The 20,990-nt window shown below is 52.2% G+C and carries 17 protein-coding genes; 7 read left to right on the forward strand and 10 right to left on the reverse strand.

Features of this window, described 5'->3' with window-relative positions; genetic code table 11:
- Positions 1 to 80: 80 nt before the first annotated feature.
- A complete protein-coding gene (locus C3B51_RS02155) occupies positions 81 to 980 on the forward strand; it encodes a pepsin/retropepsin-like aspartic protease family protein (RefSeq protein ID WP_130244010.1) in 900 nt (299 codons plus the stop codon).
- Between the two features lie 73 nt (positions 981 to 1,053).
- On the forward strand, positions 1,054 to 1,527 hold the full coding sequence (locus C3B51_RS02160; protein WP_125718574.1) for an aminoacyl-tRNA deacylase: 474 nt from the start codon (positions 1,054 to 1,056) through the stop codon (positions 1,525 to 1,527).
- Between the two features lie 68 nt (positions 1,528 to 1,595).
- On the opposite strand, the gene C3B51_RS02165 is transcribed toward C3B51_RS02160, so the two are convergent.
- Positions 1,596 to 1,901, reverse strand: a complete 306-nt coding sequence (locus C3B51_RS02165; protein WP_130244011.1) for a DUF6482 family protein — start codon at positions 1,899 to 1,901, stop codon at positions 1,596 to 1,598.
- A gap of 174 nt (positions 1,902 to 2,075) precedes the next feature.
- Here C3B51_RS02165 and C3B51_RS02170 point away from each other — a divergent pair, with 174 nt between their 5' ends.
- From C3B51_RS02170 to C3B51_RS02185, 4 genes are read left to right on the forward strand one after another with little or no spacing between them, the layout of a single operon-like run.
- Entirely contained in the window at positions 2,076 to 3,344 is a 1,269-nt protein-coding gene (locus tag C3B51_RS02170) for a LysM peptidoglycan-binding domain-containing protein (RefSeq protein ID WP_130244012.1), read from the forward strand.
- 24 nt (positions 3,345 to 3,368) lie between these two features.
- Positions 3,369 to 4,163 carry a hypothetical protein gene (locus C3B51_RS02175; RefSeq protein WP_130244013.1) on the forward strand — a complete coding sequence of 265 codons (795 nt, stop codon included), beginning with the start codon at positions 3,369 to 3,371 and terminating at the stop codon, positions 4,161 to 4,163.
- Between the two features lie 5 nt (positions 4,164 to 4,168).
- Positions 4,169 to 4,822 (forward strand): glycoside hydrolase family protein, encoded by a 654-nt coding sequence (locus C3B51_RS02180; protein ID WP_130244014.1) that lies wholly within the window; start codon positions 4,169 to 4,171, stop codon positions 4,820 to 4,822.
- The gene (locus C3B51_RS02185; protein WP_130244015.1) at positions 4,813 to 5,880 is read left to right on the forward strand and encodes an AraC family transcriptional regulator; all 1,068 of its coding nucleotides are present in this window, start codon (positions 4,813 to 4,815) and stop codon (positions 5,878 to 5,880) included. Before C3B51_RS02180 ends, C3B51_RS02185 begins: the two co-directional genes overlap by 10 nt.
- Here the strand turns inward: C3B51_RS02185 and thpR are convergent.
- A complete protein-coding gene (gene thpR / locus C3B51_RS02190) occupies positions 5,847 to 6,368 on the reverse strand; it encodes an RNA 2',3'-cyclic phosphodiesterase (protein WP_130244016.1) in 522 nt (173 codons plus the stop codon). The genes C3B51_RS02185 and thpR overlap by 34 nt on opposite strands.
- A 162-nt stretch (positions 6,369 to 6,530) precedes the next feature.
- Between thpR and C3B51_RS02195 the strand changes: the two genes are divergently transcribed.
- Positions 6,531 to 7,835 carry a serine hydrolase domain-containing protein gene (locus C3B51_RS02195; RefSeq protein ID WP_130244017.1) on the forward strand — a complete coding sequence of 435 codons (1,305 nt, stop codon included), beginning with the start codon at positions 6,531 to 6,533 and terminating at the stop codon, positions 7,833 to 7,835.
- On the opposite strand, the gene C3B51_RS02200 is transcribed toward C3B51_RS02195, so the two are convergent.
- The 8 genes from C3B51_RS02200 to glmU form a co-directional block, all read right to left on the reverse strand.
- Positions 7,769 to 9,535, reverse strand: coding sequence for a hypothetical protein (locus C3B51_RS02200; RefSeq protein ID WP_130244018.1), 1,767 nt, complete (start codon positions 9,533 to 9,535; stop codon positions 7,769 to 7,771). The two genes, C3B51_RS02195 and C3B51_RS02200, sit on opposite strands and share 67 nt — an antisense overlap.
- 94 nt (positions 9,536 to 9,629) lie before the next feature.
- Positions 9,630 to 10,676, reverse strand: coding sequence for a helix-turn-helix domain-containing protein (locus C3B51_RS02205; RefSeq protein WP_130244019.1), 1,047 nt, complete (start codon positions 10,674 to 10,676; stop codon positions 9,630 to 9,632).
- Between the two features lie 51 nt (positions 10,677 to 10,727).
- Positions 10,728 to 11,270: a hypothetical protein gene (locus tag C3B51_RS02210; RefSeq protein ID WP_206074723.1), complete on the reverse strand. Its 543-nt coding sequence runs from the start codon at positions 11,268 to 11,270 to the stop codon at positions 10,728 to 10,730.
- 97 nt (positions 11,271 to 11,367) lie between these two features.
- The gene (locus C3B51_RS02215) at positions 11,368 to 14,514 is read right to left on the reverse strand and encodes a lantibiotic dehydratase (RefSeq protein WP_130244020.1); all 3,147 of its coding nucleotides are present in this window, start codon (positions 14,512 to 14,514) and stop codon (positions 11,368 to 11,370) included.
- A gap of 10 nt (positions 14,515 to 14,524) precedes the next feature.
- Positions 14,525 to 15,739, reverse strand: a complete 1,215-nt coding sequence (locus C3B51_RS02220) for a lanthionine synthetase C family protein (protein ID WP_130244021.1) — start codon at positions 15,737 to 15,739, stop codon at positions 14,525 to 14,527.
- A gap of 184 nt (positions 15,740 to 15,923) precedes the next feature.
- The gene (locus tag C3B51_RS02225; RefSeq protein WP_130244022.1) at positions 15,924 to 18,068 is read right to left on the reverse strand and encodes a peptidase domain-containing ABC transporter; all 2,145 of its coding nucleotides are present in this window, start codon (positions 18,066 to 18,068) and stop codon (positions 15,924 to 15,926) included.
- 30 nt (positions 18,069 to 18,098) lie between these two features.
- On the reverse strand, positions 18,099 to 19,343 hold the full coding sequence (locus tag C3B51_RS02230; RefSeq protein ID WP_125718599.1) for an HlyD family secretion protein: 1,245 nt from the start codon (positions 19,341 to 19,343) through the stop codon (positions 18,099 to 18,101).
- Between the two features lie 157 nt (positions 19,344 to 19,500).
- Positions 19,501 to 20,862 carry a bifunctional UDP-N-acetylglucosamine diphosphorylase/glucosamine-1-phosphate N-acetyltransferase GlmU gene (gene glmU, locus C3B51_RS02235; protein ID WP_130244023.1) on the reverse strand — a complete coding sequence of 454 codons (1,362 nt, stop codon included), beginning with the start codon at positions 20,860 to 20,862 and terminating at the stop codon, positions 19,501 to 19,503.
- Positions 20,863 to 20,990 lie beyond the last annotated feature (128 nt).

A 20,990-nucleotide genomic window follows, 5' to 3' on the forward strand; every position in this document is an offset into this window, starting at 1 on the left:
ACCCAAAATCTACCAGTTACAGTAGAATTCGGCGATAATACGCTTTTGATTATCGCGCAACACAAGGAAGTATCCTTCGTATGACAAGACTCACCTTTTTTTTACTGGCTATTCTTATATCTGGCATTACCCATGCCGGCGTCACGCCCTGGATCCCATTCGAGCTGGACAATGGCCATATCAAAGTGCCGGTTACAGTAGCCGGTGTAGACAGCATGGCTATCCTGGATACGGGCGCACAGGGTAATGCCATTAACCAAAACTTTATTGACCATCACAAGTTAGACCTCGCACATCATGGCAATGTCAAAATCCAGGGTGTACACGATACAGAACGCAGGAAGCTGTATGCTAATGTCGATGTAGACCTGTTTGGTATCAAAACCAAGCTGAGTAAACTGGCAGGGTTAAGAATGGGCCATCCGCAGAACAGTCTGTTAATTGGCTCTGGGTTTTTTAATCAATTTGTGGTTCAGATTGACTACCCAAACAACCGTATGCGCATGGTAACCCGTGATGTCATCAATGTGGCAGAACATGAGAACATCAAAACTCAAACGCACAAAGGATCGGGGCTACCCATAGTACAGGTCGAAATGGCAGGCAAAAAAGTCTGGCTGTTACTCGATACCGGTAGCACCAGCGGTGTATTGATTGGGCGCCGCCTGGCCGAAGGGCTGGATTTAATCCACCCTGAAGACGAACAGATCACCTCCCAGGGTGTCAACGCACTCAGCGAGATGCGCATGACTCAATTGGAAGAATTCACATTCGGTCCATTTGTGCTGTCGAATGTCAACCTGGTTTATCCTGAAAAAGGCCATAAAGTCTTTCACCTGGAGCAGTACGAACATACGTCCAGCCGAATAAAAGGCAGGAAAGTTAGAGGCATAGTTGGCTATGATGTGCTTAAGCACTTTTTAGTGACACTGGATTATGCGCGCGGTCATATGCATCTGAGCGTACCAGAAAAACTCTGAGCCGAATTTTTCGCCCGAGTCGGGCCTGCTCGTCTATACTTAGTTGCACGGTAAGTAAACGCGAGGAGGTCCCATGACTCATCGTATCAGTGCCTACTTAGACACACACCTCATTCCTTATCGTGTTATTGAACACGTTGAGAGCCAGTCATCCCTTGGCTCGGCTTATCTTAGCCAAATTCCTTTACCTCAGCTGGCAAAAGCTGTGATGCTCGAAGATCACGAGAGCAAACGCCTGATGGCGGTGTTGCCCGCCAATTACAAAATCAGCCTCAGCAGCCTCAACGACGCCCTGAAAAGGCGCTTTCACCTGATGAAAGAGCGCCAGGTTTATCGCCTGTTTGCAGACTGTAGCCCGGGCGCCGTGCCACCCATTGCCGAGGCCTATCACCTGGATATCGTCTATGACGACTTACTGCTGAATCAGCCCCATGTGTACATTGAATCAGGCGACCACAGGCACTTGCTGCAATTGGCTCAGGCGGATTTTCGCCAGCTGATGGAAGACGCCAAGCATTTGCGCTTTAGCCACGAAACCTTCCACTAACTTGAGCTTGTTTTAAGCGGCGTGCGCCACTAGCGTGCGCCCCATCACCCGGACAAGGCGCTATGCTGCTACAGTGAGGCCTTATTGAGCGGCATAACAAAGCGGCATTGGCCATCGCTGACATTGCCGATCATTTCGTCGTAAGCGGTTTCCATATCAAAGGTGGCCTGAGTGGCGCCCAGTTCGCTCAGCACCAGCTCGGCTTCGCGCAGGGAATTGTACGTCAGGGTTTTGCCGTCGCGGTCGGTAAGTAAATGATAATTGCCCAGCGCATCAAGCCCGCCGGCCAGATAATGGTTGGAGTCGGCATAACTGAGGATCACGGCATCCATATGGTTCTGATCCAGTTCATTTTTTAGTTCGGAACGTAACATAACTACCCCCTGACGGTGCAAACTATTCAGGCAAAACACGGCTTGCCCTGAGACTTGAGTGTAGCTCAATTTACGTACAGTTAGGCTGGTGCGATCAACCACAACCAACAAGAGTGGCAAAAATTCCCAACTTATATACAATCAAAACCAATAATAATAATGCCAAATAGTCCGATGCCAGTCAGAATCCTTGCTCTGTTGATAACCCTGATAACACTCAGTGGATGTCAGTCTACCCACTCAGATAGCCGCGTTGATGATAGTCTGGCGACCAGTCACAATACACCCAAGGTCTCATTCGAGCCGGACAGGCCTTTACCCGCCCTGCCAACGCCCGACACCAGTGATGATGTCTGGCAGCGTATTCGCATGCAGCTGAGTTTTGCCTCTTCTAGCCACCCCAGAGTGTTGGCGCGGGTTAACTGGTATCTGCAACACCCGAATTATATGCACACCATCAGCGAGCGGGCTCAACCCTACCTGTATTATCTGGTGACTGAGGTAGAGCGCCGTGGCCTGCCCATTGAACTGGCGCTGATGCCGCTGATCGAAAGCGACTTTAACGCTCAGGCCTATTCAGAAAAACACGCCTCCGGGCTGTGGCAGCTCACCCCGTTAATCGCAAAGCATTACGGCGTTACCATTAACCCCTGGTTTGATGGACGACAGGATCTGATCCAATCCACTCAGGCGGCGCTGGATTTTTTGCTCTATCTGAACAAACGTTTTGATGGCGACTGGTATCATGCCATTGCCGCCTACAACACAGGTGAAGGCCGCGTTGCCACTGCCATTGCCCGTAATCGTAAAGCCGGTAAGCCGACCGACTTTTTTTCGCTTAAATTACCAAAACAAACCCGCCATTATGTGCCCAAGCTGCTGGCCGCCGCTGCCCTGCTAAGACAACAGCGCATGCATTTTCCGGCCATAGACAACCAACCAGCCTTTACTCAGCTGGCCCTGGACAAAGCCGTGATCCTGCCCGAGCAACACAACTGGGCAGAGCTGGAAGTGCTCAACCCGGGCTTTCGCCGCTTTCCGGTGCTGCTTAACGGGCCGGGCCATGTGTTGGTGCCAACAACCCGGGCGCAGGAGTGGCAGCTGGCTGCAGCTGATTTTCAGGCATTACCAGATACACGCTGGCAAAAGGTGGTGGTGCGCCGTGGCGACAGCCTGAGCAGGATAGCGAAGCAGCATAGTTTGTCGGTTGTTGAACTGCGCCAGTTTAACCAGCTCAGCAACGATATAATCCGCATCGGCCAGACTTTGCTGTTGCCATCGCGCTCAGAAACACTGGATTACGTGGTTAAGCGCGGCGACAGCTTGTGGCGGATCGCAAGGCAGTTTGGTGTCTCGGTCAGGGACCTGAAACGCTGGAACCAGCGCAACACCAACCGGCTAAGGCTGGGAGAAACCCTCGCCATTCACCTTTCGGCCCCCTAAACGTATTTCGACAGGACTCGCCCCATGACGCAACAGCAAACCACCTCAAGCGAGGTGGAAAACACGCAACAGATAACACCCGCACAGCACGACACCCATCAGCCTGACGACACTCATCAGGCCAAACCAAAGCCGTTTTTTAGGGGTAAGCAATTGCGCCTGTCACGCTCCAAAATGAATACTGTGCTGGCACTGTGCGCCATGCTGATCTCGGCCGCGTCTTTTTATGCCACCTATATGCAGGCCAAGGCCGCACAGGAGCAGGTGGCCGCCGCAGAGCGACAGCTGGAAGCCGAAACCTGGCCCTGGCTACAATTTAGCTACAGTAACTTTGACCTTGAGGCAGAAAGGCCCAGGATCACCATTGGCATTCTGAACTCGGGCACCGGCCCCGCCCTGATTGAATGGGTGCAATACCACTATCGTGGCCAGGCCTACGACTCGCTCACAGCCCTGTTCGATGCCTGCTGTAACATCAGCGCGTATCGCGAAGCCCTTGAAGCTGCGCAGCAGGACGACAACGAGGTCAACGTGCTGGCCAAGTTTGGCTGGTATATTACCAGCCAGGCCGAACACTCATTACTTGCCGACGGCGCCACGCTGCCGCTTTTCACCATGCAAAAAAGCAATTTTAACAATCGCTTATGGGACAAAATTGATGATATATCGGAGCAGGTAGAGGTCTTTACCTGTTATTGCTCGCTGCTCAAACAATGTTATATTTCTTCCGTCGAGTCGCATGTGTCACCCGTCGAAGATTGCACCCAGGGCAAACTGACTCTGGCGCAACAAGATAACACGACCACAGAGGAGCATTAGCGGGTTTGCTGAAACGCCTTTTATCAAAACATCGCACCTCATCGCCTGCCGTACGGCATATTTGCCATTTTGAGGGCGTAATCGATCACTTATATCTGGATACCCGGGGCAATCCCACCATAGGCGTGGGCTTTCATGTCGCCAGTCAGGACGCCTTTACCCGTATGAGCCTGCGCGACAAGCGCACCAATAAGCCCGCCAGCCGGGCGCAAAAACAGCAAGAGTACACGACATTAAAACGGCTGCCCGCCGGAAAAACGGCTCGCTGGTATGAACAGCACTGCACCTTACACTTACCCCACAGCGAAAGTATGCACCTGCTTGAGGAGCAGATAAGGGCCTTTGAGCAAGAGCTGGGCCGTCTGATCTGCCCTGCCAATGGTTACACCCGGGCGTACCATCAGCTGCCTGAGGGTGCCCGGCTTGCGGTGCTAGACCTGGCCTACAACCTGGGCACCACCAATCTGAGTAGCCGCTGGCCCAAACTCTTAACCGCCCTGAAACGCGAAGACTGGCAACAGGCGGCAAACGAATGTGCCCGCAAACATGTCAGCAAAGCTCGCAATCAGGCCACCCGGCAGCTATTTATGCAAGCGTCAAACAATGACAGCCTGGTGACCCGGCTGCTCAGGCGGCTGTGGCGCAAATTATGGCGCTAGTCACGCTCGCGGATCTGTTCTTTCGCTTTAGTGCCCTCGGCTTACTCATTGCGCTGGTGCTGTTTAACTGGCCTCGCCTGACTCACTTTGAACGCCTGCTGGCAGTTGCCCTGGCCACCAGCCTGGCGTGTTTTGTGCTGCTTACCCAGCCTTTGCCTGAGTGGCGCTTTAACCCATTACGCAACCTGTTTCTTGCAGGTACGGAGCTGCTGCCTCTGATCTTATGTGCCTGTGCCTGGTATCTGATCACCCTGCGTGTACCACACTGGCTGACGCTGAGTTGGGGACGCTGGCTGCTGGGGTGTGCAGTACTGGCCAGTAGCAGTGTGTTTTTGGTTTATGGGGGCAATACCCACTGGCATACACTGATGCACCTGTTTTCAGCATTCGCCATGTGTGCCGCCTTGTACTATTGTTTGGCGAATTTTAATGATGACCTGGTGCATAGCCGTCGTCGCCTGCGGCTGATCCTGGCCACCTTTGCCCTGCTGCACTGCCTGGTATTGGTCGGGTTTGAGCTCAGTGCCAGCCTTATTCGGCGGGATCCCATTTATCTGCTGGCCAATGCGGTGTTTATTTTTTGCCTGTTGTTACTGCTCACCGGAGTGTCCCGACCTGCCGTAAGAGACAACGGCAACCCCAGTCAGGCCGCCCAACAAACACTGCCAGTGCCTGCTCACTGGCTAACCACTTATGAGGCTTTGCAAACCCTGCTGGCACAGGGCATTTATCGCGAGCCCGAACTCACCATTGGTCTGCTGGCCGAGCGTCTTGATATACCCACTCACCAGCTGCGCACCCTGATCAACCAGCAGCTTGGCTGCAAAAACTTTTCTCATTTTATCAATCAGTATCGACTGGCCTATGCTGCCGAGCAATTGCGCGACCTGGCCCATGCCCGCACGGCCATTCTGAGCATTGCTTACGATGCCGGATTTAATTCCATCGGCCCATTCAACCGCGCCTTTAAACAAGCTTATGCCCTGACGCCGGGCGACTACCGCAGACAGCACCTGAGCGCTGTTCAGAGCAGCTCAAAAGATTGCACGGGCTCATAAACGAGCCCACGCGTGTCGTATCGATAAGAATGATAAAGGTGAAACCGGGTGACAGTCAGCGTGAAGGGGGTAATCGATGAGCGCACCTCAGGCTCGCCCTTGTGTCCTCTCAGTAAGGTAATATGCGGTGCAAAAGGCAAGCGGTTACAATGCAGCCCCAGCTTGGCACCCATATCACGTAACGGCTCAGCAAGCGCACTTAACTGTGCAGGTTCAGGCTCCGGGCGTAAAAAGAAAATCCCATTACCCGACCAGTAACCGGTTTGTGCAAAGTTCAGCGTAAAGCCGGGTACCTGAAGCTGACGGGCAAACGCCACCATGTCCGCCTCCTGCGACTCAGTCACCTGACCAAGAAAAGCCAGCGTCAGGTGCCAGTTCTCCATTTTAGTGGGTGCTTTGCGGGCACGCACCTCAGTGCACAGCCAGGCATTAATATGCGCCTGGCTGTGCGCATCCAACCCTATGCCAAAAAATAAGCGCTTTGCCATAACTCACTCCTGCTGCAGATACGCTGAGTATATCGCGCAACATAAGTTTTTGCTTAAATTAGCCGCTTTTTCAGAATCGGCCAGCATTTTTCACTTTAGACAAGATTTAAAAGCTTAACTCTCAGATAGTTAAACCAGTTTATCGCGAATTAAGGATCGACAATGAAACGCCTGCTTAGTCTGCTGACATTACTGCTCTTAACCGCGCTGGCCTATTTTGGCTGGCCCGTCTATCAGTTTTATGCCTTCAACCTGGAAAAAGTGCCGGTACTGGCCAGCGCTGCGTCGCTCCCCCGGGGCCCTTTGCCACACCAGTCAGATCACGCTCCGGCGCTCGATGCATTCAATACCCAGGCCACTAATATTCTTAAGACCACCAGAGCGACAAGCAACGCGCCCGGTATTTCTGCCGCCATTACCCATCGTGGTCAGCTTGTCTGGCAGGGCACGCTCGGGTATGCCGACATCAAAACCAAAACGGCGCTCACACCCGAGCATCAGTTTCGCATTGGCAGTACTTCCAAAGCCGTGACTGCCACACTCATGGCAAAACTCATGCAGGAACAAAACTTTAACCTGGATACGTCGCTCAAAGACAGCCTGACACCACTGCCCAACCCGGCGTGGCGGGATATTACCCCGCGCCAGCTGGCATCGCACAGCGCCGGTCTGCCTCATTACAAAGGCAACCAGGATCGCATCGGACTGTATCGCTCGCTCAGCCTGAATACCCAGTTTGATCGGGTGCAGGATGCCGTTGCACAGTTTGATGAAGGACCGCTGCGTTCCAAGCCGGGCGATGCATTTTATTACTCCAGCTATGGTACTGTGCTGCTGAGTGCGGTCCTGGCGCAGCATGCTCAGCGCCCCTATCTCGACTTGCTCCAGCAGCATGTGCTGACGCCGCTGGGGATGCACCACAGTGGCGCAGAGTCACAGGGCAATAAGCTGGCCACCTTCTATTTTAATCGTCGCGGACAAGATGCCCGGTACATTCCCTGGCGCCCAGTGAACCTCAGCCACCGCCTGGCCGGTGGCGGCCTGATCAGCACACCCAGTGATCTTGTGCGGCTCGGCAGTGGGTATCTCGACCCCCATTATTTGCACCCGGCGGTGCGCAAACAGATCTGGACACCACAGCGCCTGAATCATGGCGAGGTCAACCCACAAAACTATGCACTGGGATGGCGTCGTCATGAGTACCAGCATAACGGCCAGCCCGTGTTTACTTACTATCACCACGGCGGCGTATCGCGGGGATCGCAGAGTATGTTAATTGTGGTACCTCGCTACCAGCTTAGCGTAGCGGTGAATATCAACAGTAAAACCAAGCCATTTTGGATCTTCGGTGAAGCTGCACTTAAGCTGGCGCATGCTTATGTGCAGCTGACAGAGCAGGATCAGCGTGATTTACCCGATACTAAGGTCAGCGCTGCATCCAGCACCGCATCTTTGTTGGCAAAGTAATCCTTTGCCGTCAGCGCAACCGGCAAGTCTGGCGCCAGCCACACCCGGCTGTCTTCCGCTGCGCCCTGCTGATGAAACTGGGATGAGATCACCCCAATCTGACCACTGTAGGGCAAGGTGAACCAGCCCGCCTCACCGATGGCGTTAGGTCGGGTCCCCGAAGGCTCGCCGACCAGAACAGGGCTGGTCAGCTTACTGATCCTCACCAGCAGGTCGTGACCGGCTGAGAAGGTATTGCGCCCAACCAGGATGATCAGCTTGCCCTTAGGTACCAGAGCTTCGAACAACACTACGGTGGCAATGGTACTGGGCAGCAGGAAGCCATTTCCGCCGCTGTTATCACGCAGGTCCAAAATAAAGTGCTCCGCCTGCCCGGCCAGCAGGGTTTCACGCAGCTGCAGATTAAAAGCATCCAGCGACACATCCTTGCGCTCACGTACGGCATTAAAGTTCACATAGAGTGCCTTGTGTTCAGGCAGCAATTTGGACCAGTAAGGCTCTGACTGTGAGTGCTGGCGTGGCAACTTTGGAAAACCATTAAACTGCATAGCACGCGGCGTCAGCGTCAGCTGCTGTGTTTGCAGATCATCGCCACGGACAGTCAGCGTGACCTTGCTTGCGTCTTCAACCACCCCAAGCCCCTGCAATACCTGAGTCAGGCTCAAATAGTAAGGCCCCAGCCACGCCTGCTGCATATTATTATCGCGCGGGTTAACCTCCCCGGTTTTTTCCAGTGCCTGTAATGCCGGGGTATTGCCTATCGTCAAAACCTGTTTGCCAATGAGGTGTTGATAGTCTGAGTCGGCCGCCACAATAAATAGCCCTTCTTCAAACAGATAAAACTGCACGGGTAACTGCTGAGTGTTGCCCGCCTTACCCCAGGCCGGAATAATGAAGTTGTGACCATTTTCCAGCATGCCGAGCAGCTGCATCAGTTCAAACACGACCTGCTGGTCACTCAAAGCGGGAATGCGCTTATCAATCTGTGCAACCTTACGCTCAAAGTCCTGCTCGCTCATACGGTGAAAGGCCGACACATGTAAACGCCGGATCTCTTGTGCCAGATAATGCAGATCATGACGCCAGCGTGCCTCTCTGTCGAACTCAGCAACAGGCGCTGCGCCCACTAAGCGACGATAATCGGCATCCTGAGCAAACGCTGCAAAGTGCGGATTAGGCTTGCGGCTAAACAGGCTGCGGCCCGTCAGCGCCGGTTTGTCATCCCAGCGCGCCTCGAGTGCCCGCTCCAGCCACGCCATGGCATTGCGCTTATCTTTGAGCGCACCATATAACTCAGCTAAGGTCACCATCATGTCGTTGGGATTGTCATGCCATTTCGGCAAACGCTTTAATCGCACGCCCAACCGCAATGCCCGTTTAAGAGGCGCAATAGCTGCCCGCCACTGTTGTTGCTGACGATACCCCAGGCTCAGCAGATACCAGGTAGCGCCATCGTTTTGATAGTCTGTGGTCAGCTCGCTGGCCAATTTAACCACCGCAGGCCAGTCTTCACGCTCAACCAGGGTAAACAGCTGCTCTTTGCTGTGGTAATAGCCCAGTGGATCGCGCACCTGTCCGGGCAATACGGGAATTTGATATGCATCGTTATGATACCCGGGTGTACCACGGGATGGGGTTGCATGTGACTGCTGACAGCTCAAAATAATGAGTCCGAGTAGTCCAAAAACGGCTTTATACATTTGGTTCTCCTCTTAAGTTGAGAACCAATGTATTGAATAAACTACTTTTATTCGTCCGGGATCCGGATCCTGAACGCATAAAAGTGGGATTTGGTTAGTTTTCCAGCGTACCCTGTCGAAAACGCGTCGGCGTCATTCCCGTGCGGGCTTTAAAAGCCTGATTGAAGGTCGACTTGGCATTAAACCCATTGTTCATTGCAATATCGAGCACCGACGCCTCTGCATAAGCCGGATCAGCCAACTGTTTTTCAATCTGCTCAAGCCTTACTTCATTGATATAGTTAGAGAAGTTATTTCCAGACACCGAATTAATGGCCCACGAAACCTGCTTCACACCCAGTGACAGTTGATCTGCGATATGCTGAATACTCAGTCGGGGCTGACAAAACAGTCCCTGCTCCCGAACCTGTGCGTCTACCGCTGCAAATATCGACTGCGCCAGCTGCGTGTCCTGTGCAGCGTCATCACGCTGACTGAGTGTTTGATATTGCGCCAGGCGATTAAACACCTGCGGCTGCTTTATCACGCCAATCAGCAACACCGACAGAATAGCAAAGAAGCCCACTTCATGGGCTAAATACCAGTAGGCTTTCCAGGGCATCGGCGTAATGGGCTGCACATTCATGCGCACAAAATCCGTCACACTCAGCACGGCATACACGCCGAGCAATCTGGTCAGCCAGGAGAGATCCATCGTCGCCGCATCGGCATGTACCTGATATACCGTATCACGATAGTCACGCAGCAGTTTTAAAGACGCCACCAGGTAACCCAGCAGCATGATGCTGCCCAGCGCAATCAGCGGCTGCACATAGTGGGTCAAACCCAGTGATACCAGGGGTAACAGCAGGTGACGGGCAGACTGCAAACCACCTGTTGAGGCCCCGATCAGGTTGCGGACACTGAGATACCAGACAGGCCCCATGGCCACAGTAAAAGCCGGTGTGATGACGTACCCTGCCAGCGTAAAGCCTGCGCTTTCAAGCACGTTGGCAAGGCAGAGTAAGGTCTGAAAAACAAAAAATAACACCAGGCAGCGACTGTGGGGATTTTGCCACACCAGGATCGCGGCAAAGCACATCTGCCAGGCAAAGATCAGCTGAAACACAGTCAGCCCTGAAATACTGAGCGAGGTGAACACGTTTAACTCTTTATTGTGGTTATTATCGACTGCAATGATTGGCCGCAGCGGCTATTTAAATTGTACCGTTCCATTGCTGCGCACATAGGTACGCGACTCAGGTTCGGTCCATTTGTCTTGCTTCAGGTACTGGGTCGATACCGTAAAGCGGCCGTCCTTAAAACGACTGATGGATTTCACCTGAGTAATGCCATCCTGATTGCCGGTCACGTCCTCAAAGGCCACGAACTCGGTGGGGCTGAGCACCTCTATGGTGCCCTGGGTATAAAAGCCGGCGGTGGTGAAGTAATAAAACACCAGCGCATTTTTGCTTTTGTCCCAGAATATCAGCGACTCTCCACCGTACATGCCAGCATTGATAGAGTGCAAAGTACGCACCGCAGTGCCATTGAGCGCACGCTCCCAGCGGCTGATATCACGCATCGGTGGCTTGCCTGCCGGTACCTCAAAATCCGCCTGCCAGGTGCCCAAAAACGGTTGAAACACAGCCAGCTCTTTGGCAAGCGGCGCAGGTTTGTGGTCATCTGAGCGCACCTGCGTGCTTAACACCAGCACAACCAGGGCACTGAGCCAGAGGGTTATCATTCGGGTCATAATGCCATCCTTCATTTTGTTTTTACTCAAGGGTAGCCAATGGGCCCCATAAACACAAAAAGCGCACTGCAAAGTGCGCTTTTTACGGCTCTGTTACTTAGTCGGCTTTTTTATCTGCCGAGAAGTACTTACGACGCAGCATATCGTGGATCACCAGCTCCTGTTCCCGGCCATAGGCCTTGAACATACGGTTATTGTGCATATGCAGCAAAGAGCCCAGCAAAGTATCTTTGCTACAATTGAGTTTGCCTTCATCAAGCATACGATTGAGCACAGTCACCACCGGCTCGGCCGCCTGATACCACTGAGACAGGATAGCAAACAAGGCCTGTTGCACTTCATCCGCAGGCTCGTCCGTCTGCTTGGTGAGCAAGGCAAAGTCCTTATCCAGCTGAGCTTCGTAATCGCGATACCGGTTACCCAGCTGTTTGCGCAGCACACTGGTTTCATTAAACTCTCTGCCAAACCCATCACGCAACTGGCTGATCAGGGTAAAGCGAGTGGTATCGTCATATTCGAACAAGTCCAGTAACTTATGCGTCTGTGCCAGCGCCATGCGCCAGCGCACATCCTCACCGTGCTCGTCGATCAACGCACAGGTTTTCGCTATCAGCTCACTGTCGTACATAAACAGCGACTCCACCAGCGCCATCGATTCAGGTCCGCCGTAGCGTTCAACTTCCCGCTCATAGGTCATCAGCTCAACTTTGTGCAACTCGCCGCTCTCTACTTTCGGGTCGAGTAATGCATTGAGTTTGGGCAGCAGCTGACCGCACAGCAGTCCGGGATCGCCATGAAAACGCAAACGCAGGTGCCAGTCAGGATCGCCATAACGGATAAAGAACCACTTGTCGTACAGGTCACCGCTTTGTTCGATCAGCGGCAGCAACTCGTCGGTCAGGAGCTGCTCGACCAATGAATTACCCGAGTAAATTTTCAGGCTTAGCCACTCGGAGCCGGCACTAAAGCGGCGCTTCAATGGCGCAGCGGTGATGTTACTCAAAGGATCATCGCTAAAATGCCTATGCACTGGGGCATGCTCATTGATAAATGGAATAATCACTTCGTTGCTGTAGCGGTTACCCTGCGCATCAACCACTCTGGACGGATAATGCTGGCTGAGTACTTCTTTGAGCTCAACCCGGCGATGGCCTTTGGTCTCGGCGAGTAAAATCGCAAACATGTCCGGGTTACGTAAATCCAGCTGCAATACGTTATCAGACATGGCAAAGCTTACTTGCGGGTCGAGCTGATAGGTATCCAGCAACGCATCCAGTTTAGCGCGATCAAACTGGCCTTTTGTACTCACGGCTTCCAGCTCAGTTCTGTCGATGCGCCAGGTTTTTTCACTCAGGATTAGATTGTCCAGCATCAGACGAGGCACAAAGGCAGCGCGCTCCAGACTCGCTGGCAACTTAAACTGTGGTGGTCTGCCATCCTGATGTTGCAGCATACACAAAAACTTATAGGCACTGAGGCTGCGTGCCGAATAGTTGTGGGCACTGGACAGGCGCGGGACCACTTGCTTATTAAGGCGCTTGCTCCATAGCTTGACCTTCTGCCCTTCCACCCACACATACAAATCACTTAATGGGATCTGATATTCATCATCCAGCGCACTGTCTGCCAGAAAAACGATTTCGTATTGGCGTAAGTGCGGACGTGCAATCACATTGCCAGGACGCCCTTCCGGCATGTGCACCACTTCAGCAAAAATCACGTCGCTGCTGTGCGCCTGCTCACGGGCCAGATGCGTCACTACATTGTCTTTCAGGCCGTCATCCAGGTGGCAAAAACGTCCCAGCAAATTAGCTGCAGACGGGCCATAACAACCATTAAATTTATGGACCGGATTACCCTTGTCATCCTGATACAGGCTCACCATGGCCGCAAAGGAGTAAGGGAACTTAGCTACCGCGTCTTTATTCGTGACTTTTTGCTTAAGGGTTTTAGCACGCAGCACCACGCAGTCTTTACCACGGTTTTGTGGCTGACTCAGCGCATCTTCCACGATGCCATCCAGTACGCTGACTTCAGGCATGGTCTGTTGACCCGAGCCACTGCGTGCCAGGTTCAGTCCGGCCACCAGCGGGGCTTCATAGCCGGTTTCGGTGGAAATGCCGATCCCGGATTCATCGTCGAGGATTTTATCGAGCGGGACAAACTGGCCCTCAAAGCGGGCATTAAACTTGGTCATAAACTGGCTCAGCGCATTGCCCTGATCGGACACACTTAACCCGGCGATCAGTTCCAGTTGTTTTTGCAGTCGTAACACGTCCTGCGCTGCCAGCTGGCAGTCGTTAAAGTGGCGATAAATATCGCTCTGGAACAATTTGTTCTCCTGCACCTTGACCGGCAAACTTTGCAGGTGCTCCAGCAGTTGTTTATAGGGTTTAATGTCGCCCGTTTTCTGTGAATCCAGGTTATCAATTTGCGCCAGTGCCGTGGCCAGCTTGTCGGCAGTTTCAAACTCCTCGATGGCCGTGATGGACTTCAGTAACGCCCTGTCTGGCGATTCGCCGGTCAGTGGCAGGGGGATATCTGCCAGCAGTACCCCTTCATCAATCAGGTCCTGAATATAGGCCTCGACCTCTTCCTGATCCGCTTCGCCATACTGAGCGCAGAACTGCGCAACCAGCGCATTGAAGCTTTTGCCCTCGCGCGCGGCATCCAGCACAAAGCGGAAGTACTCATCGCTCTCCACGGCACTGAGGCGATACTGCATGGTCTCTTCAGACAAATACGTTTCTATGTAGCGACACTGCTCAGCGATAAAATAGTGCGAGGTGTTGGGTTTGTAAGTCAGGGTATCTGAGCGTGACGCGTGCTTGATAAAATGCTCTTTTAGCGCGTTCAGATAGAACATATCGAGTCGTGTTTTGCGGCTATCCTGGGTGAGTTCAGCTACATTCAACTCGGTGTGCTGATCAATGCGGCCCTGATGAATGCCGGAAAATAATCCAAATGGCGTGGGCCGGGAGCACATTCTGACCATGTACTTAATGAGCGCATGGGCGACCTTTTTACCTTGCTTCGACTCCGGCTTAGTGCGCCACTGTTCGATCCGCTCCAGTAACGACGGACTGGCGAGGTAAATAGCTTCTTCAACACCCGGAGTGGCCAGCCAGGCGGCCAGTAACACATTGGTATCGGCATTGTCCTCACCAAATTGCGCCAGTTGCTCGAGTCCGAGACGAGGCGTACGAATTACAAAAAAATCTTCATTCTTTAACTGCTTAGACATCACCTACTCCCTATGCCATTAATAAACAATCAACCCAGCCGGTATCGTCATCAAACAAAGTGGTCAGAGCCAGGCCAATCCCGGCATAGCCCATCAGAAAACTAAAATCTTCGTGGTAGTCTTTGTCTAGTCCATTGTATGCATACAGAGATTCAACACCCCGTTCGGTGTACTGCTGAAGCGAATAATCGATCCAATACTGCATAGCCTGAACAAAGCGTGGGTGCGGCATTAGCTGGTTAAGAATTTGGTAAATCAGTGCCATACCATAAAAGCCGTGGCACAAACCGGCATCGGAAATATGACCAGACTGTTCATCACGCTCGGCCGCATGCAGTGCGATTTCTAATGCCCGCTCGACATAACTTGGGCGGTCAAGCTGCTGGCCTACACGCGCCAGTGTCATGGCAATAGTCAGGTCGCCATAACACCACCCTAACCGAGACTGGTGTTCACCACCGGCGCAAGAGCCGAAGCAAGAATGTGATGTACTGTCCGGGCTTTGCTGTTCTAACAGCCAGTCACACGCGCCCAGCAACAGGGTCGTCACACGGACCTGTAAGCTTGAGATATGTACCGCAGGTAGCAGGGCAGCAATGATCCCTGGCACACCATGGGCCAGACCCAGGTTGTACTCGGGCTCTGTGGGCTCATCTTTATTAAAGCGGTAAACCGACTCTTGTGGCTGAGACCAGGTAATATGACCATTGTCAAAGTGAGTCGCGGTGCTTTCCAGGCCGCTGACAATGACTTCATACAGGGCTGCCTGATCAGACTGCTTGGCACGGCGAGATGCATAGGGCGCAAACCCGGACAACCCCAGTACCATTTCGATTTCCCCCTGCCAGGGTTGATGATCCAGTGCGGCGCGAAACAGCTCGTCCACTTCTTCAAGCAGTTCAGGGTCGTAGTTTTCGGGATCTGCCTGATTCAGGTACTCCAACAACCAGGCTTGCCCGGCCAGGCCATTGCTCATCTCAAAACTTTGCTGATCCAGCCCTTCCTGGAGCGCTTCCAGTTTTTGTGTAAACAACGCCTCGTCGACCAGACTCGCATCGTATTGATAGGCTTTATATAGAAACAGCAGCTGACCTGCTAACCCGCTCAGCAGCCCATGGGGCAACTGGGCGTCTCGAATATTGGCGCTGACCTTGTCAGTGATAATCGTCAGAAGGGTCTTGATGGTGTCGCGCTGCTGCGTCGACAATGAAATTTGCTCTGGCATGTTCATCCTTAATCTAATTGTCTTTCGTTATTGTTATCGTAATGGTGGCGACTGCGTGCATCATTGATGCACGCTATCTTGTCTGTACCCGTATGTCCTTATTTGACGTTAACCTAAAAAACCGGCTCACTCAACCGCAAAAAATCACAATTTTTACAAAATTAAAACAACGGGGTACGGCCCCTTATTCACACACAGACTCTTCCTCGTGCGCATAGGGGTCTGGTACATCCGCTTTTTTCAAGCGCACTTCCCGATCCGCCGACGCAATGGTTTCTTTGCGGTGTGCAATAATCACCCGGGTGATGTCCAGGCGCGATACCGCTTCATTGATATCTGACTCCAGGTTGGTATCCAAGTGGCTGGTTGCCTCATCCATAAACAGAATTTTGGGCTGCTTATACAGGGCACGTGCCAAAATAATACGCTGTTTCTGACCACCGGACAGACTCGAGCCCATGTCACCGATCAGACTGTCATAGTTCATCGGCATCTGACTAATGTCATCATGGATAGCCGCCAGCTGTGCGCAGTAGACAACCCGCTCCATATCGATCGGGGTGTCAAAGAAGGCAATGTTGTCGGCCACGGAGCCTGACAGTAGCTCATCATCCTGCATCACCGCTGCAATCTGCTGGCGATACTGACGCGCACCAATCTGCTCCATAGGTACACCATCGATCAGCACCTCACCGCTTTTTGGCTGATTGAGGCCCAGCATAATCTTCAGCAAGGTCGACTTACCACAACCAGAAGGCCCGGTGATCGCCACAGACTCGCCCGCTTCGATGGTCAGGTTAAGGTCGTTCAGTACGTTAGGTGTGGCATCTGAGTAGGCAAAGCTAATATTGCGTAGCTCAATCTGACCCTTCACCTGATGCTGCTTAACCTGATCCGGTTGCAAAATCTCTTTGTCGGTCAATGCAATATCGGCAATACGATCAAAGTGCAGACCGACCATTTTAAATTCAATCAGCTTTTCGATCAGGTTGGCTGTCTTGTCCATAAACTGGCGTTTATACGACATAAAGGCAAACAGCATCCCGGTACTGAAACCACCATCGAGCACTAAATGCGCCGCCAGATAGACCACCAAAATATTCTCAATGCCAAACAGCGCGCGGTTGATGGCGTCGTAGCCAATCTGAAAGTTACCGAGGCGAATACTCTGGTTGATAGCATTGGCGTAGCGGTTTTGCCACTGGCCTTCGCGTTTTACTTCTGAGCCAAACAGCTTAATGGTCTGAATGCCCCGCACGGTTTCCATAAAGTTGGAATTCTCTTCCGCACGCGCCATGATCTCCTGCTCGCTGATATTGCGAAACGGTCTGTACATCGCAATCCGGACAATGGCGTAGGCCACCACCGCCGCTAACACCACGGCCGACAGCGTGGGGCTGTAAAAGAAGATCATCGCCAGGGTGATCACCGCCATCAGTCCGTCAATGATTGCTTCAATCACCCCGGTGGTAAGAATTTGTTTGACCTGCTGAAGTGAACCAAAGCGGGACACGACGTCACCCATATGGCGTTTTTCAAAGTAAGAGATGGGCAGACGCACCAGATGGTGAAATAAGTTGGCACCGAGCTGAATGTTCATCTGGTTACCAAAGTGCAGCAAGGTAAAGCCCCGCAGCGCATTGGTGGCGATTTCAAACACCAACACCAGGAAGAAGCCGGTGGCGAGCACCGTCAACAAGTTGGTATCCCCGGTCAGTATCACATCGTCGATCACCAGCTGAATATAATAGGGTGCGGCGAGGGTAAACACCTGAAGTATGATAGATAACAGGAAAATCAGGGTCAGCGAGCGTTTCAGCCCGGTAATGCGGCTCCAAAAATCCGAGAACTGTAAGCTGGGTTTCTTCTCTTTCTTTTCAAAACTCTTGGTCGGTGTCAGCTCCAGCGCGACCCCGGTAAAGTGCTTGGAGGCCTCCGCCATGGTGAAGGTTTTCTCGCCCGACGCCGGGTCATGGATCACAATGCGTTTTTCATTGGCCTTTTTCAGCACCACAAAGTGATTCATATCCCAGTGCAGGATACAGGGCGTTTGCAAGGCATCGAGATCTTCGAGCTCAATACGAAGCGGTCGCGAACTCATCTCCAGCTTCTCGGCAAAGTGCATAATGTCCAGCAAGGTTGCCCCTTCGATGGATATACTGAACTTTTGCCTCAGCGAGGTAAGGTCGCTGTGATAACCATGATAAGCCGCCACCATGGCGAGACTGGCAAGACCACACTCGGCGGCCTCGGATTGCAAAATAACAGGCAGTGACTTCCTTGACCAGAACTGTAACTGCTGTACCGGTGATTCGTCTTCAACGTGCATAAAAAGCCTTTTTATTCTTGTAGTTGCAGCCTACAGCTGTCCTTTAATACTAAACACGGGATCAAATAGCCAACGCAATAAAGAGCGTTCTTCAACAATGATGTCGGCATCCAGCATCATTCCGGCGCGCAGCGGCGTCGCTTTACCATAGGCGGAGATCTGCTGATCCTGCAGCGCCACCACCACCCGATAAGCAGGCTGCTGTATGACACCTGGGGTGCTGGTTTCTTCTGGCAGGATCACACTGTTACTGACCTGCTCTATGGTGCCGTTATAAATACCAAACTTCTCGTACGGAAAAGCGTGGTAGCGCAACTTGGCTTCCTGACCGAGGTTGATAAACCCAAACGAAGAGGTCGGTACGTAGATAATCGCCTGCATCTGGCTGCCCTGCGGTAAGATACTGAGCAGGTTTTGCCCGGCATTGACGCTTTTCCCAACCTTGCCCAGTAGCCCGGTCACCACACCCGCTTTTGGTGCACGTAATTCGCCAAGCCGCTGTTGCTCAACAGAGGATAGCTGGATCTGCAGATCAGCCTGCTGAGATTCCAGCTGGCTGAGGCGCTCATCGTGTTGCAGTGGCAGTTTTTCCAGCTCTGTCTCGTATTGCTGAATTTGCGACGCCAGTGTCAGTCGCTCCGACTGAATACTGGATGCCTGTTGCTGCAAAGACAGCAGGGTGTCTTTTTGGCGCTGTAATTCGAGCTCAGAAATATAACCGGTCCCTTTGAGCGTACTGATCTGCCCCACCATTTGCTGATTGAGCTCGAGTCGCTTGTCAAACGTGCTGGCCTGGTTCTCCAACTCCTTCAGGCGTGCTTCTGCCGTCGCTTTTTGCTGCCGCAGCTCTGTCAGCTCAAGAATATGCTGGCGTTTTTGCTGGCTGATTTGTTGCTGCAAATTACGCAGTTGAAAGCCATATTGATTAAGCAGCGCCTGGTTTAATTCCAGTGACTGGGTACTGTGCTTGGCGGATGCCACCCGTAACAGCGGCTGATCGGCTTCGACATAGTCTCCCTCAGACACCAGCACTTCGGCAATGATCCCCGTTTGTGGGGCAACCAGCTTTAACACGCCAGTATTGGGCTCGATAACCCCAGAGACGCGCTCTTTGCGCGCATAACTGCCACTTGCAAGAAAGATGATACTAATAACAACGACGATTAGGATAAGTAAAGCCAGTGTCCTGAACACCGGTGGTTGAACTAAACTTACAGCTCCTTCTAGTCGGTGTCTTTTACTCTCTAATACTTCTTTTCTAAAGAGATTTTCCATAATTACCTAACACCCGATTGGTTGCGTTTTTTATTGTTAAATTTTAATTAACCCTAAGTAATGTACCACTTTGGCATGCAGAAAGGAACTTACGAGATGGCGTCTTCGGCATCAGTTGAGCCCAAATGAGAAACGGGAGCGTAAGCTCCCGTTTTTATTAGTTTTTCTTTATCGGCCTTTGCCAATTACCAATGTTACGCTGCTTGCCTCTGGCAACCGCCAGCGCTTCATCGTCCACGGTGCTGGTGATCACAGAACCGGCGCCCACAGTCGCTGTTTTGCCAATTTCAACCGGTGCAACCAGTGAAGAGTTTGACCCAATAAAAGCGCCATCCCCGATAATGGTTTTGGATTTATTGACGCCATCATAATTACAGGTAATGGTGCCTGCGCCAATATTCACTTTTTCACCTATCTCAGCATCGCCCAGATACGTTAAGTGATTCGCTTTAGACCCTTTACCCAGACGCGACTTTTTCATCTCAACAAAGTTACCTATGTGTGAGTCGGTTTCCATAACGGCCCCAGGGCGCAATCTGGCAAACGGACCCAGCGTACACATGTCGCCCACCGTTGCTTCTTCAACCAGGGTATTGGCTTTGATCACCACGCCATTGCCAATCTTACAATTTTTCAGGACACAGTTTGGACCAATGACCACATCATCACCCAGTTCAACCTGACCTTCAAAAATGACGTTTACATCAATCTGAACGTCCTGACCGGTGATCACTTCGCCACGCACATCAATACGTTGCGGATCAGCCAGGCTGGCGCCATTGAGCATCAGCGTTTCGGCTTGCCATTTCTGATAGGCACGCTCCAACCCGGCGAGCTGAACGCGGTTGTTGGCGCCTTCAACCTCCATTGCATCATCCGGTTGCGCTGAGGTGATCTCAACACCATCCTGATGTGCCATGGCAACGATGTCGGTCAGGTAATATTCACCCTGTGCGTTGTTATTGGACAACTTGCCCAGCCACTTTTTCAATAAACCACCATTGGCCGCCATAATACCAGTGTTGATCTCCTGAATTGCCAGTTGCTCTGGTGTGGCATCTTTTTGTTCAACAATGCCCACCAGCTTGCCATTGTCACGCAACATACGGCCATAGCCCATGGGGTTATCAAGGTTCACGGTCAGTACGGCCAGCCCATGGTCAGGCGTTACAGCCAATAAGCGTTGCAGTGTGGACAGGCGCGTTAACGGTACATCACCATATAAAATCAACACAGTATCATCGTCAGCGATGTGTTCTTTTGCAACCGCAACCGCATGACCAGTCCCCAGTTGCTCCGCCTGATGCACCCAGTTTACTTGATTGTGTTGCAATGCTGCTTGCAATTGCTCTGCTCCATGACCGTAAACAAGGTTTGTGGTGCTGGCACCCAAAGCACTCGCATTGTCAATCACATGTTGTACCATTGGCCTGCCCGCGACGGGGTGAAGTACTTTAGGTAATTTAGAACGCATCCGAGTGCCTTTGCCCGCGGCTAATATTACTGTTGTCAGTGCCATTGAACAGAATCCTTAATTCTTTATTTTCACTATTCCGACCTGAGGTACGGAGTTATACGTCGAAACTTTCTACTGTCTGCAATTGTAACCACCTTTTTGCTCTATTATAAGAACCAAAACGCTATAAC

The sequence above is a fragment of the Pseudoalteromonas rubra genome, assembly GCF_004212645.1.
In the GTDB taxonomy this organism is placed as follows: Bacteria; Pseudomonadota; Gammaproteobacteria; order Enterobacterales; family Alteromonadaceae; genus Pseudoalteromonas; species Pseudoalteromonas rubra_G.